The organism is Streptomyces yerevanensis, from assembly GCF_000716805.1.
In the GTDB taxonomy this organism is placed as follows: Bacteria; Actinomycetota; Actinomycetes; order Streptomycetales; family Streptomycetaceae; genus Streptomyces; species Streptomyces flaveus.
The window spans coordinates 13996-28145 of the sequence record NZ_JNWJ01000056.1 but is presented as its reverse complement, the minus strand read 5'-3'; the positions used below and the strand labels follow the sequence as shown (position 1 = coordinate 28145).

Annotated in this window: 13 protein-coding genes; all 13 read left to right on the top strand. The window is 72.5% G+C overall.

Annotated elements, in window-relative coordinates; genetic code table 11:
- Positions 1 to 62 precede the first annotated feature (62 nt).
- The 13 genes from OP79_RS38625 (at position 63) to OP79_RS38560 (ending at position 14147) form a co-directional block, all read left to right on the top strand.
- Positions 63 to 521 carry a phage tail protein gene (locus OP79_RS38625; RefSeq protein ID WP_033327259.1) on the top strand — a complete coding sequence of 153 codons (459 nt, stop codon included), beginning with the start codon at positions 63 to 65 and terminating at the stop codon, positions 519 to 521.
- A 13-nt stretch (positions 522 to 534) separates the two neighbouring features.
- Positions 535 to 2148 (top strand): phage tail sheath subtilisin-like domain-containing protein, encoded by a 1614-nt coding sequence (locus tag OP79_RS38620; RefSeq protein ID WP_051745292.1) that lies wholly within the window; start codon positions 535 to 537, stop codon positions 2146 to 2148.
- The gene (locus OP79_RS38615) at positions 2145 to 2657 is read left to right on the top strand and encodes a phage tail protein (RefSeq protein WP_033327257.1); all 513 of its coding nucleotides are present in this window, start codon (positions 2145 to 2147) and stop codon (positions 2655 to 2657) included. Before OP79_RS38620 ends, OP79_RS38615 begins: the two co-directional genes overlap by 4 nt.
- Before the next feature lie 74 nt (positions 2658 to 2731).
- A complete protein-coding gene (locus tag OP79_RS38610; RefSeq protein WP_033327255.1) occupies positions 2732 to 2953 on the top strand; it encodes a putative phage tail protein in 222 nt (73 codons plus the stop codon).
- Positions 2953 to 3654, top strand: coding sequence for a CIS tube protein (locus tag OP79_RS38605; protein WP_033327252.1), 702 nt, complete (start codon positions 2953 to 2955; stop codon positions 3652 to 3654). Before OP79_RS38610 ends, OP79_RS38605 begins: the two co-directional genes overlap by 1 nt.
- A 6-nt stretch (positions 3655 to 3660) precedes the next feature.
- Complete coding sequence (locus tag OP79_RS38600) at positions 3661 to 4848, top strand: phage late control D family protein (RefSeq protein WP_033327249.1); 1188 nt, start codon at positions 3661 to 3663, stop codon at positions 4846 to 4848.
- Between the two features lie 7 nt (positions 4849 to 4855).
- Complete coding sequence (locus tag OP79_RS38595) at positions 4856 to 5584, top strand: phage baseplate assembly protein V (protein ID WP_033327247.1); 729 nt, start codon at positions 4856 to 4858, stop codon at positions 5582 to 5584.
- Positions 5581 to 6060 carry a GPW/gp25 family protein gene (locus OP79_RS38590; RefSeq protein WP_051745288.1) on the top strand — a complete coding sequence of 160 codons (480 nt, stop codon included), beginning with the start codon at positions 5581 to 5583 and terminating at the stop codon, positions 6058 to 6060. The genes OP79_RS38595 and OP79_RS38590 overlap by 4 nt, the downstream gene beginning before the upstream one ends.
- Complete coding sequence (locus tag OP79_RS49985) at positions 6057 to 8204, top strand: baseplate J/gp47 family protein (protein ID WP_051745286.1); 2148 nt, start codon at positions 6057 to 6059, stop codon at positions 8202 to 8204. Before OP79_RS38590 ends, OP79_RS49985 begins: the two co-directional genes overlap by 4 nt.
- On the top strand, positions 8201 to 10363 hold the full coding sequence (locus tag OP79_RS38575; RefSeq protein ID WP_051745284.1) for a putative baseplate assembly protein: 2163 nt from the start codon (positions 8201 to 8203) through the stop codon (positions 10361 to 10363). The genes OP79_RS49985 and OP79_RS38575 overlap by 4 nt, the downstream gene beginning before the upstream one ends.
- Before the next feature lie 3 nt (positions 10364 to 10366).
- The gene (locus tag OP79_RS38570; protein WP_051745282.1) at positions 10367 to 11782 is read left to right on the top strand and encodes a phage tail protein; all 1416 of its coding nucleotides are present in this window, start codon (positions 10367 to 10369) and stop codon (positions 11780 to 11782) included.
- A complete protein-coding gene (locus OP79_RS38565; protein ID WP_033327245.1) occupies positions 11779 to 13008 on the top strand; it encodes a hypothetical protein in 1230 nt (409 codons plus the stop codon). Before OP79_RS38570 ends, OP79_RS38565 begins: the two co-directional genes overlap by 4 nt.
- A gap of 17 nt (positions 13009 to 13025) precedes the next feature.
- Positions 13026 to 14147, top strand: a complete 1122-nt coding sequence (locus tag OP79_RS38560; protein ID WP_033327243.1) for a hypothetical protein — start codon at positions 13026 to 13028, stop codon at positions 14145 to 14147.
- The last annotated feature ends 3 nt before the right edge of the window (positions 14148 to 14150 follow it).

The following is a 14150-nucleotide window of genomic DNA, read 5'->3' as shown; positions in this document are numbered from 1 at the left end:
GCGACGGCTGCGAACGCCGCGACACCGATGACGCGGCAGCCGCCGCGGGAGAGGGGTCGACTGTGCCCCCCATTACGCGCCCTGACCAGTACAGCTCCTTCAACTTCCTCGTTCAGGTCACCGGTGTCGCCCCCAATGGGCAGGACGTTCAGGCGTCCTTCACCGAGGTGACGGGCCTCACCGTGGACATCCAGCCGATCGAGTACCGCAACGGCAGTGACAAGCACAACCGTGTGAGCAAGCTGACTGGCCTCACCAAGCACTCCAATCTGGTCCTGAAGCGCGGCATCACCGGCCATATGGAGTTCTGGAACTGGGTCAAGTTGTCGATGAACGGCCAGCCTCTGCGCGCCACCGGGGCGATCATCCTGCTCGACGAGAGTCGGCAGGAAGTCATGCGCTGGACGTTCGACGGTGGCTGGCCGGTCAAGTACACCGGCCCATCGCTGAATGCGACCAAGAACGAGATCGCGATGGAGACCGTCGAGCTCGCCGTCGTAGAACTCAGGATGGCCGATTAACCGGGAGGCTGTCGTGCCCACTTCTGCCCTCCAACCACCGCTGTCCGCCGGAACGTCGCTGCCGGGACTGACTGCCACGGCCGTCGCCGCGGCCGATCCCGTACAGCCGCTGCGCACCGATGCGGCCTGTTTCGCCGGGCGCACCCGGCGCGGGCCCCTGGCCTCCCCGGTGCGCGTCACGGACTGGGCGGCGTACACCGCCGTCTTCGGGGGCCTGGACGCCGCGCTCGATCTGCCGTACGCGATCCGGGGTTTCTTCGTCAACGGCGGCAGTGCGCTGTGGGTGGTGCGGCTCGAGCCCGTGGGGGTGACGTCCGCTGCGGCCGCGTGGCCGGCCGGGGCTCCCTCGCCGTACGGCCCGGCGGCGGGCTGCCGGGTCGAGGCCGCGTCGCCGGGTGGCTGGGCGGACGGCACGAGGGTGACGGTCCGTCATCGTCCGGGCATGATCGCCGATGGCCCTCACGTGCTCGTCAGGATCGATGCACCCGGCGAGCCTCCCGAGTCGTTCGGGTGGTTGCCCGCCGCCGAACTCCCCGACGCCGTGGCTGGGCTCTCCCGGCTAGTCCGGCTGCGTCCGGACGGTCCCGCGCCCGCCGACCGGGCCGGCGCGTCGCATGCGGGAACGCAGACCACCACCCTCACGGGAGGAACTCCCGCACCCGGCAGCCCCGATGACGGCGAAACCCTTGCCCGTGTGTACACCAATGCCGTATACGCCATGGCCGACCTGCCGGAACCCGCCCTGCTCGCGCTGCCCGACCTGGACCGTTGCGGGGTCGGCACGGCGCAACGGGACGTAATCACCGACCTGTTGATCGAGGAGTGCGCCATCGCCCTCGACCGCCTGGCCCTGCTCGACCCTCCGTCGTCGGACGCCGGAGCCGCCGACCCCGCCGCGGCGACCCTGTACGCCGCCCGGTGGATGGACGCACTGCGGCAGCGTCACGGCACGGCAGGGCTTCAGGCGTGCGCCGTGCACTGGCCGCCGTTGCGGGTGTCGGATCCGGCGGCATCCGGCGGATCGTCGCTGCGTACGATGCCTGCCTCCGGCCACGTCGCGGGGGTGGTGGCGCGTCTCGACCGCGAGCGGGGCGCGTTCGCGACCCCGGCCAACGCCTCGCTCGAGGACGTCGTGGACCTCGCTCATGTGCTGCGCCCCGAGCAGGAGGCGGCCGTCTACGCGTCGGGCGCGAACCTGCTGCGCTGTCTGCCCGGCCGTGGCCCGCTCGTGTGGGGCGGCAGGACCGCCGTGCCGCAGCTGCGGGCCGGCGGCGTGGGCGACGGCTGGTTCATCGCCCACCGCAGGCTGGTGCACCGCCTGGTGCGGGCGGCGCGCGCCGTGGCCGAACCGTTGGTCTTCGAGCCGGACACCCCCGGCCTGCGGCTGCTGCTCGTACAGGGGCTCACCGAGGTGCTGCTCGATCTGTTCGAGGCGGGCGCCCTGGCCGGAGCCCGTCCTGCGCAGGCCTTTCGGGTGCGGTGCGACGAGGCGCTGAACCCTCCGGAGCTCGCGGCGCTCGGGCAGCTCGTCTGCCAGGTGGAGCTGGCTCCTGCGGCACCCATGGAATTCATCTCCGTACGGCTCCTGATGAGCCCGCCGGACCGTCTCGAGGTGGTGGAGGGATGACCGGGCCGCTGGAGTTCTTCACCGAGCCGCTGCCGAAGTTCCGGTTCCTTGTGGCACTCGGCCCGGCTGTCGCCCATCTGCCGCCCACACAGACGGCGTTGCTCGCGCTGACTGCGCAGGGCGCCTTCCAGCAGGTCACGGGGATCGGCGCGCAGCTGGAGGTGCTGGCGTATCCGGAGGGCGGGGTCAACGACCGGGTGCGGCAGTTCCCGGTGCGGCACTCCTGGAACCGGATCGTGCTGCACCGCGGCGTGGCCAGAGGACCGAGCCTCTGGGACTGGTACCAGACGGGGCTCGCCGATCCGTTGGGCGCGCGCCGCAGCGGCGCGGTGGTCCTGCTCGACGCGGCCGGGCTGCCCGGCGCGGTGTGGGCCTTCCGTAGAGGCCTCGCCTCGAAGTGGACGGGCCCGGATCTGCACGCGGAGCGCAGTGAAGTGGCCCTCGAGCAGCTGGAGATCGCCCACGAGGGTCTCGTGTCGGTGCGACAGGAGGGGTTGGAGCTCGGCTGACGGACGAGGGGCCGGCAGTGGGCAGCCGCAGGACAGGACGCAGTCATGGGTTCGCACAGGTTGGGGAGACGAGGATGCTGACGATTCATCATCTGTCGGTCGACTTCGAGGTCGGCGGGGACGACACGGCGGTCTTCGCCCGGCTCTTCGCGGCGCACATACGTGAGTGGTCGCAGCGGCAGGAGGACGCGAGGTCCCGCGACCTGCTTCTCGCCCGGGAGGCATCCCTGACCGGTGACAGGCCGGCCGAGGGCAACGCCGGCGCAACCACCCCCGGCTGCTCCGGAGGTGTGTGATGACCTCGTCGCCCGACGTCTCGTCGGCACAGGGCGCCGCACTGAACCGGGCGACCCTGACGGTCACACTGCCCGGCGACAACTCGCCGTCCGCGACGCCGCTGCTCAAGCTCCCCATCAACCCGACGGAGTACGCGGTCTCCAAAGGGGTGAACTACCAGGAGATCGAGGTGCTGCACCTGGACTCGCCCCCACTGCAGTACTTACGGGGCGGCGCGCGCATCTTGAAGCTGGACGCGCTGGTCGACACGTCGGAGGCGCCGAAGGGCCCTGCACGAAACGTACAGACGGAGTATCTCGACGCGTTCCAGAAGCTGACACTCCGTGAACCCAAGGCTCACATGCCACCGGTGGTGACCTTCAAATGGGGCAGCAACCCGGAGTTCACCGGTGTGATCGAGAGTCTCGCCATCACCTATGTGCTCTTCGACCGGGAGGGGACACCGACCCGCGCCAAGGTGTCCCTTTCTCTCAAGGAGTTCACGGCGCCGAAGACACAACAGCAGAGGACACCGACGTCTTCACCGACCGTGCCCAAGGTCTGGACGGTGCGGCGCGGCGACACGCTCTCCTCGATCGCGGCCGCGGTGTACCGGGACTCCGGGCGCTGGCGTGAGCTCGCGTCCGCCAACGGCCTCGCCGATCCCCGGGCGCTGACGCCGGGAACGGCACTCGTCGTGCCCGCCCTGGGACGGGGGTGAGCGGTGATGGCCACCCCACCGAAAGCAGCCGCGGCACCGTACCCGGCCGACATCTCCGCCCCCCGCTTCACGATCACCCTTGACGGCGCCGAGACCGCAGCGGTCAACAACTCCGTGGTCGACATCCAGGTGGTGCGCGAGCTGGACAGGACCGGAACCTTCTCGCTGACGCTGAGCAACTGGGACGAGACGCAGCAGCTGCTGCGCTTTGGCGATGACAAGGTTTTCGCCGCCGGCCGGCCCGTGATGGTCAGGCTCGGCTACACCGGGCCGGACGATCCGCCAGTGGTCGCCTTCGGTCATGTCACCGGCGTCCAGGCGGACTTCTCCACCTCGGGGCCCGCCCTTCTTCGGGTCACCTGCCAGGACAGCACGACGCGAATGAAGGACCGTAAACCGGAGTCCGGCGACGTGAAGAAGTTCCTGAACCTCGCCGACTGGCAGATCGCGGACAGGGTCGCACAGCGGTACGGGCTCGGCCTTGTGGCGGAGAAGGGGGGCGTGGTGCATCCGGTGGTCGTGCAGACCGTCCAGGACGACGCCGCCTTCCTGCTGGCACGGGCGAAGGGCATCGACCGGGAGTTCTACGTGGCACCCGATCCGCGGAGCGGGGTGGAAAAGCTGTACTTCGTCTGCCCGGCCGACGGCCGGGCGGGCTCGACGGAACGGCAGCCGCACACCTTCGACCTCTGGTACAAGGGCCCTGGCCGGGGCGATGCCGCTGGGACCGCTCCCGTGCCCAACCTGATCTCGTTCCGGCCATCCGTGAGGCTGTCCGGGCAGGTCGCAATGGTGACGGTGCGCGGCTGGGACCCCCGGACGAAGAAGGAGATCGTCGCCACCGCGACGGACGCGGACGTCAAGGCCGAGCCGGACGCCGGCCGCAGCGGGCCTGCGGCAGCAGCCCAGACGATGGGCGGTAGGGGCGAGTTGATCGTCAATCGGCCGGTGTTCTCCGAGGAGGAGGCGCGGGCTCTCGCCGCGAGCGTGCTGCGCGACAGGGCCTACCACTACGTCACCTGTACGGGCCGGCTGACCGGAGCGCCCGCGCTGGTGCCGAGCGACTCCCTGCGGATCGGTGGCGTGGGGAGCAGGTTCGGCGGCACCTACTACACGACCAAGGTGTCGCATTCCTTCAACTCCGCCGGATTCATCACCTCGTTCGAGGCACGGCGCACATCCGAAGGGCGGTGACGGGACCATGACTGCATTGCCGGGACCGGCAGGGGGCGAGCCGTACTTCGGTGTGGTGACGGGTGTGGTGGAGAAGGTGGAGGACGACCCGGAGCACGAGTGCCGGGTGCAGTTGAAACTGCTCCGGTTCGACAGCGCCATGATCACCGAGTGGTGCCGGGTGGCACAGCCGTACGCGGGAAACGGCTACGGCGTGAGCCTCGTGCCCGAGGAGGGCGACGAGGTGCTCGTCGCTTTCGACCAGGGCGATCTGCGGTTCCCCATCGTCATCGGCTGCCTCTACAACGGCATCGACAAGCCGCCCACGCACCGCTCACGCAACAAGGACGAAAAGTTGCTGCGGACCAAGCACGGCCACGAGCTGGTCCTGGACGACAGTCCGGGCAACGAGGCCGTGCGGCTCACCTCGTCCGCGGGACACCGGATCACGCTGGACGACGCGAACAAGTCGGTGGTGGTGCGGACCGCGTCCAACGGCACGGTGACGGTGACCGCCGACGGCTCCGTGGAGATCAGCGCCGGCTCCGGGTCCGTGACGATCTCCGGTCCCTCGGTGACGCTGGAAACGCCAAAGGTGAACTTGGGCAGCAACGCGTCGCAACCCGTGCTGGCAGGAACAGCCTTCGCTACCTGGGCCCTCTCGCATACCCACCCGGTCGCCCCGTCCGGCGTGACCGGGACACCCCTCCCGCCCGGCCCCTCGCCCCTGGCACCGAAAGTGCAGGTGGCGATGTGAACGGCGGACCGGACGCGTTCCTGGGGCAGGGCTGGCGCTTCCCGCTGCTGCCGGACGCCTCGGGGCGCCTCTCGTACGCGGCGGGCGAGGAGAGTGTCCGCGACTGTCTCCTCGTCCTGGTGCGCACCGCCCTCGGCGAGCGGGTCATGCGGCCCGAAATAGGCACCCGCGCCCCGGAGTTGGTCTTCTCGCCCGGCAGTGCGCGCGTTCTGCGCCAGCTCGAGGACTCGATCGGCGAAGCCATCCGCGACTTCGAACCACGGGCGGCCGTGGACGGGGTACGGGCGCAGGCACAGGCGGGCGAGGAGTGGCGGGTGACCGTATTCGTCGACTACCGGGTCAGGACCAGCGGGCGGCACGAGACGCTCGTCTTCCCGTACTACCTCGACGGCGGCTCCGGCCTGGTGGGCGGCACGGGCGCCTTCGGGGCGGGCGAGCCTCCCGGCGGCCCGCCCGGTGGGGGTGACGGCTCATGACCTTGACACCGTTACGGCTCGACGATCTGACCTGGGCCGACCTGGTGGACGCAATCCGCACCCGGATTCCCGCCGACTCCTCGGGCCGCTGGACCCTGCACTCCCCCGTCGACCCCGGCATGACGCTCCTCGATCTCCAGGCCTACCTCCTGGAGCAGCAGATCTACCGGCTCGACCAGGTCCCCGACGCGGTCGTGCACGCGGTGCTCCGGCTCCTAGGCGTGCCCGGACCCGCGACGGCGACGGCCGCGGCGACAGTCCTGCAGGTCGTCCCGCAGCAGCCGGGCACCCGGCTGCGGATCAGGGAAGGTGCTTCCTTCAGCCGTGAACCGGGGCGTGGGACCGGCTTCCACCTCGACCGCGATCTGGACGTGCTGCCGGTGACCGTGACCGGCCTGTCGGTACGGGAAGCGGACGGCGGCCGGGACCACACCGTCGACCTCGCCGCCGGACGTCCGGTGCCATTGACCGACGGGTACGGGGATCCCGCACGGGTCGGCATCCGGCTCTCGGTCTCCGGTGAAGGATTCCCGGGCGGTGCGGAGCTCTCCCTGCTCCTTGTCCTTGAGCAGCCGGCCGGTCCGTGGACGGGGAACCGCACACCTGACGGCTGGTCCACGGCGGCGGCGGACGGTGTCCCCCCGCCCGCGCGACTCCGCTGGTCCTACGGGCCCATCGGGTATGCCCAGCCGCTGCCGGGCGGGGCGGTGTCGGACGGGACCTGCGGGCTGCGCCGCTCCGGCCTTGTCCGGGTCACGCTGCCGGCCACGGCCGCGGGGGTCGAGCGGGAGCTTGTCCTCGCCACGTCTGCCGCGACGTTCGCCGCACCGCCGCGTCTGCTGCGGCTCTCGCCCAACTCCGTGCCGGCGCACCACGCACAACGGGTCGGTCTGAAGGAGGGTGCCGATGGGCCCGTGGTGGCTCAACTCGCCAACTGGTCACCGGTTTCCGGCCCGGTCGCCGTACTGCCGGGCGATGCCGCCGGGCGGCTGGTCGATGTCGGGCGGTTCACGCTGTGGGAGTCGGACGACGCCGGGAGCGGCCGCGCATACGAGTGGGAAGCCGTGCCGGATCTGGCGTTCAGCGGGCCGCTCGACCGGGTGTTCACCGTGGACCGGGCCTTCGGGGCGCTGCGCTTCGGCGACGGTCTGACCGGGCGGATCCCGCGGCCCGACGGCCCTGGATCCCGGACCGTGTTGCGGGCGGAGTACCGGCTGGGCGGCGGCCCTTCCGGCAACGGTGGCGCGGACCCGGCCGTACGCGTGTCAGCCCGAACTGCCGCGCCCGCCGCGCTGCTCGCCTTCCCCGCTCTCGCCGAACTCGCACGGGCGCGTTCGCCGCGTACTCCCGGAGCGGAAGACCCGCCCGGGAACTGGGTGTTCACCGGCACGTCCACGGACACCGAACCCCCTGACACTCCGTGCGGCGCGCGGGCCCCGGTGCCGTCCGAGGGCGGCGCCGAGACGGAGTCCCCGTCAGCCGCACGGCGCCGGGCCGCCACCGCGCTCGCCGTTGTCACCCGCGCCGTGTCCGCCGCGGACCACGAGGAACTCGCCCTCTCCACGCCCGGGGTGGCCGTCGCCCGCGCCCACGCCCTGGTCGGCGCCCACCCCGCACACCCGGGGCGGACCGTGCCCGGCGCCGTGACCACGCTGGTCGTCCCCCGGGTGCCGCGCGGCCCCGGCGAAAGTGCCGTACCGCTGCCCGTTCCCGATCCGGGGGCGCTCACCGCCGTACACCACCGTCTGGCAGCCGCGCGCCTCCTGGGTGCCCACGTGTTCGCCGCGCCCCCGCGCTACCGACCGGTCCGTGTACGCGTCACGCTCGCCACGGACACGGCCCGCCGGGACCTCGTCGACGCGGCACTGCACCACTTCCTCGACCCCCTCACCGGAGGCGATGGCACCGGGTGGCCCTTCGGTGGCGTGCTGCGCCCCTCGGCACTGCTGCGCGCGGTAGAACAGGCGCTGACGGCAGTGGGCGACCGCACCCCGGTGCGGTCCGTGGCCGTGGCCCTGGACGACGGCCCCTACGAGTCCTGCGGGGATCTGCCGCTGCGCACCGGTGAACTCCCCGGCCCTGTCGAGGTATTCGTGTGCACCGAACCGCCGTCCGGTGCCTTTCCACGGGAGGTGCGCACATGAACGCCCATGGCCCCGGCCGCCCCGCCGCCGTCGATCCTTCCGCCAGGCTCGCGCCGGGCGCGGGCGAACCGTGGTGGACGCTGTCCGCCGGTGCCACGCGCACGGCGCTACTCGACGCGGACGGGCGCCCGGTGCCGCTGGGCGTCACACGGCAGGACCTGATCGCCGCGCTGCGCGCGCGGGCCGGCGGCTTCACGCCCGAGTGGACCGGGACAGGGCCCGACGACGCGGGCGTCGCGCTGTTGCGCCTCTTCGCGCTGATGGCCGAGGCGGTGGCCGCACGCGTCGACCGGCTGCCCGAGAAGCTGCTCGTCGAGCATCTGCGGATCGCGGGGGTCTCCGCCCTGCCCGCCTCGCCCGCCCAGGTGATGCTGCGCCTCACGGCTACGGCCGTTGCCGGACCGGGCGTTCAGGTTCCCGCGGGCTTCCAGGCGGGTGCTCCGGGCAAGGACGGCACGGAAGTGGTACTCGAGAGCGTGGACGACATGTGGGTGTCACCCGCCGAGCTCACGGTCCTGGCCGTGGGCGGCCCGGCGACGGGGGCCCTGCCGGGGCCCGTGGACGACGTGGAGCCCGCGCAAGGTCCCGAAACCGGTGGCTTCCTGCCGTTCGGCGCCCAGGGCGCGGCAGGTTCGGCCCTGTGGCTGGGGTTCACCGCTCCCCACGCACCCGAGGGCGGGCTCTCGCTCGCCTTCGTGGCGGCCCCGCGCCCCGGTGGTCCCGCCGCCGCTGCGCGGGGAGCCGTCGCGCCACCGGGAGCGCCCGATCCGCAGCTGCGCTGGTCCGTGCTCGACGGCGACACGTTCAGGAGGGCCGACGTCGTGGTGGACCGCACGGGCGCGCTCTCCGGCACCGGGACCATACAGCTACGGCTGCCCGCAGGCTGGCGCCCAGGTCGCCCACCGGGCGGAACCCAACTGCCCACTGCCCATTGGCTGCGCGTGCGCCTGGTCGGCGGGGCGTACGCCGAGCCGCCTCGGCTCGTCGCCGTCCTGCCGCACACGGTCCTCGCCTCGGCCACACGGACCGTACGCGACGAGGTCCTGAGCCCCGTTCCCGTCGGCCCCCGGGAACCGGACGCCGGAGCGGGCGTGCGGCTACGAGTGGCGACGCCACCCGTCGTCCCGGGTTCACTGACCGTCACCGTCGCCGACGACCCCGCCGCACCGCTCTTCCCCGGTACCGGTCCGACCCCCCTCGCGCGGCGTTCCGTGCCCGTGTGGCGCGAGGTGCCCGACCTGGCCGCCGCGGGCCCCGCAGACCGGGTCTACACCCTCAACGCCGAGACCGGTGTGGTCGCCTTCGGCGACGGCGTGCACGGAGTCGCGCTCCCGCCCGGCATGGGCAACGTACGGGCCCTCAGCTACCGCACCGGGGGCGGCCGACAGGGTGCCGTGGCGGTGGACGCGGCCAGCGTCCTGCGCACGGCCGTGCCGGGGGTCGCATCGGTGACCAACCCGCTTGCCGGGAACGGCGGTACGGACACCGAACCGTTCGATGCGACGGTGCGCCGTGGCGCCGCCGAGATCCGCACCGCCGGTCGGGCCGTGACCCCCGCGGACCACGCGCTGCTCGCGCTGCGCGCCCCGGGCGCCCGCATCGCCCGCGCCCACGCCGTCCCCGGCCATCACCCGGACCGTCCCGGCGCCCGGCTGCCCGGCATCGTCGGCGTCTACGTGGTACCGCCCGACGAGGACCCCGCCACCGCCGGTGCACCGCTTCCCACGGCCGGGGACCTCGCGGCAATCGCGGAACATCTGACACGGACGCTCGCGCCGACCGGCATCACCGTCGTGGCTGCCGCTCCCCGCTATGTCCGCGTGGACGCCCGGATCGTGCTGGCCCTGGCCCCGGGCGCCGACCGCGCGGCATCCGTACGCCGTGCCGAGGACGGGCTGCGCCGCTTCCTGCATCCGCTGGGCGGGGGTGCCGCGGGCGACGGCTGGCCGTTCGGCGGACCGCTCGTCCACAGCGCGATGGTGCGCAGGCTGTTCACCGACGACGCGGTGACAGCGGTGCCGCTCCTGACCCTCACGGTGGACGGCCTGCCGGTGCGGCCCTGCTCCGACACTCCGCTGCCACCGCACGCGCTGGTCCACGTCGGGCGGGTGACGGCCTCCGCCGTCGCTCACACCACCACGCAACAGATGGGGCGGTGACTCATGGACGTTCGCACCGACTCACCCACGCATCTGCTCCTCGACTCCGCCTCGGGCTGGCGGCCGGCCACCGGATCGGCCGCCCCGCTCCCCGAGCCCGTCCGGGACGGCGATGCGCTGGTCCTGCCCCCCGATGTCACCGAGGCGGCCCTGGTCACCATCCCGCTCGACAGCGGCATCTCCCGGTGCCGCTGGCACCGCGTCCGCGTCGTCGCGGAGGTGCCTTCGGGCAGCGCGCTGGTCGTCCAACTGGCCACCACCGGCGACGATCCGGTGGGCGTTCCGGGGCCCGACGACTGGCAGACAGTCGCGGGACCGGCGTACGACGTGCTCGTGGACCAGCCGCCGGGCCGGTACCTCGTCGTACGGCTGCTGCTCGGGCGCGGCGACGCGGCCACGGCCGGGCCCGCCGTGCGGCAGCTGCGCCTCGACCTGCCCCGCGCCACCTCTGCCGACCTGCTGCCGGCCGTCTACCGCGAGGATCCGACCGCCGACGACTTCACCGAGCGGTTCCTCGCCCTGTTCGACTCGGTGGTCGAGACCCTCGACCGGGCTACTCAGCGGGCTCCCGCGCTGCTCGACCCGGCCGGCGTGCCCGAGGATGTACTGCCCTGGATCGCGGGTCTGCTCGGCCTCGATCCGGGCACAGAGAACGTGCTGCTCTCGCCCGCCGTACTGCGTGAACTCATCGCCGCCGCACCCGAGTTGCGCAGGCGACGCGGCACGCCCCACGGGCTCGCACTCGCCCTGGAGATCGTGCTCGGGGTGCGCCCGGCCGTGCTGGAACCGGTCGGCCCGCCGTGGGGAGCGGTGGGGCGGGACACGCGCCTGGGCGAGGTGCGGCTCTTCGGGCGGTCGGCGACGCGGGTCCGGCTCGGCGGTCCCGCGGTGCTCGGCTCCCGGCTTGCGGGTGTCGGCGGCCGGAGCGGAGCACCGCTACGTTCGCTCGGCGAACCTGCCGACGACCCGTTGACCGGGAGCGCGTTCCGCTTCCGCGTCCTGCTCCCACCCCATCCGGACACCGGTGTCCGGCGCCCCGGCGCACTCGACGGCCTCGCCACCACCGCCGCCGACCTGGTCGAGCGGCTCTCCCCCGCACACACCACGGCGACGGTGTCCCTCGGCGGGCTCGGCTTCACCGTCGGCGAGCGCAGCGCGGTCGGCGTGGACACCCTCCTCGTCGGCCCCGCGCCGTCTCCGTCGGGCCGAGCCGTGCTCGGCGTCGACACCCTGCTCGGTCCTGACCGTTCGGGACGCCGCGGCATCCGGCTCGACGGCACGTCGGGTGCGGGCATCCGCACAGTGGTCCTCGACGAAGGCGGCACCCGCGCACCCGCCGACGAGGACACAGCCAGCGACGAAACGGACGCAGAGGACAAGAAGTACAAGCGCAACAAGACGAAGGGCAGGACCTCATGACCGCTCACCCGGCCGGGCGTGACAGCGCCCCGCCGACCGGCCGGCGGCGGCTGACGTACTTCCACGGCCAGTTGCTGTCCGCGCAGGACCTCCGCCAGGAGCAGGGGCAGTTCCTCGCCCGGCTGCGCCTGCACAATCTCGCCCTGCACGGTTACGGCGTGGCCTACGGACTGTGGACGCGTCCGGTGCCGCCGCCCCGTGGGTGCCCCGATCCGGAGCGTGCTCAGCCCTGGATCGAGGTGAGTGACGGCGTGGCCGTGGACCGGCACGGTGACGAGCTGACCGTGCCGTGCGGCGTGCTGCCCCGGCACAACCTGTGGCGGATGCTCGACGAGGACGACCGCGGGCGCGCCCTGGACGAGATCCGCTCCGGGCGCGACGTCATCGCCTACCTCACGATCCATCACTGCGAGGAGCCGGTCGACAGCGTCCGCGCCGTATACAGCGAGGCATGCGACAGCCTGCCGCGTACCGCCTACGCCCGAATCCGTGAGGGGTTCGTCCTGCGCGCGACGCTCCGGCCGCCACGGGCCGACCCCTGCGACATCCGGTGCCCCGACGAAGCAACCACGGACGACGCGGCGGACGCGTACGGGTGCGGCGACGGCACGGTCGTCGGACCGGGGCTGCTGCTCGCCCGTGTGGACGGCCTGCGCCCCGACTGGGCGCTGAAGCCGGAACAGGTCCATCCCGAGGTCCGCCGCCCGCTCGCGCGGCGCCCCTCGACCGTGATCACCGGACTCTCGTGGCAGCACGGCGAGCGGATGACCACGGAGCAGGCGCGCACGCTGCTCGGCGATGACGGCCTGGAGATCCGCTTCTCCCGTCCGGTGCGCACCGCGACGCTGCGGGACCCAGGCATCGCCGACCTGTTCCAGTTCACCGGCGGCCGGGGCGCCCACGGCACCGTCATGCACCTGGAGACCGAAGTGGTCACCCCGAAACCGGCCGACGAGACCACCGACCGCGTCACGATCCGCCAGACCGACCACGAGTACCTCAACGACGGCGACCGGATCCATCTGGTCCTTCGCACCCCCTTCGTCCTGGACGTCTGCGGTGATCCGGTGGACGGAACCCACACCGGTGGCCTCGTACCGGGGCCGGACGGTCCTGTCGCGCACCGGTCGGGGCTCCTGCCCCCGGACGGCGCGGGACCGCGCACTTCCGGTACACCCGCGGGCGCGGCCGGCACCTTCGAGAGCTGGATCGTCATCGCCAACTAGATCGGGAAGGAGCGGTGATGACCGCCTCCGGCACCCACACCGCCAACACTCACGACTGCGGCTGCGGCTGTGGTGGCGGCACCGCCACCACCCTGACCGCACCCGCCGGATTCCGCGCGGGCGGCCCCGTCCGGCCGGTCTTCTTCGCGGGCCAGCTCCTGAACGAGGACGACCTGGGGCGGCTCGCGGCCTGGACCACCGGGCTCGCCCGCGCCCACAACCGGCTGCGTTACGTGTCCGCGGAAGGGCACGGCGCGGTCCTGTGCGGTCTCTCCGTTTCCTGCAACTCCTGCACCCCTGGCGCGGTGCGCGTCGGTGCGGGTCACGCGGTGGACGGCTCGGGCAACGACATCCCGGTGATCTGCGCCGAGCACGTCGATGTCGTCGCCCTCGCACGGGAGTTCCGTACCTCGGGCGGCGGCTGTCCCGACCCCTGCCCTCCGGGGCCCGAGCGCACGTACGGGCTCTTCCTGCGCTACGACGAGGAGTTCGCCGAACCCGAGGCCCTCTACGACGCCGGCGACGGCTCCACGACAGTCGGCTGCGTTCCCACGCGCGTACGCGAAGGACACCGCTTCTCCCTGGGCTGTGTACCGAAACCGGCACCGGACCGCCTCTGCGCACTGCTGCGCCGCAGGTTCGGTGACGACCGGAAATTCCTGACCGCCTGCCAGAACGTGAAGGCAAGCCCTTCGGCGGACGATCTCACGGCCTGGCTCACCGCCCGGCTCGACGTCAACGGAGATCTGTGTGATCGCGCTCCCCTGGCGTTGCTGTGCGACCTGCCGCCCAAGAAGGCTCCGGGCAAGGATGTGCGGCGCAGCTGGATCCGCAAGGAGGGGGCCTGGTACGCCTTCGAGGCCTACCTGCGCGCGGCCGTACGCTCGCTCCTCGTCGTCCCCTGCCCGGTCGGCTGCGACCCGCACGTGCTGATCGCCACGGTGACGCTGGACGGCTGCGACGTCGTACGGGCCGTGCCGAGCGGACGGCGCGTCGCCCACCTGACCGATCCGGTGGAACAGCAGTGGCGGACCCGGCTGGCCCGGATCTTCGAACACGAGGTCACGACCCAGGAGTTGCTGGACTTTCTACATTTCCTCCTCGACCTCACGGGCTGCCTCCCGCAGCCATCCGAATAGGAA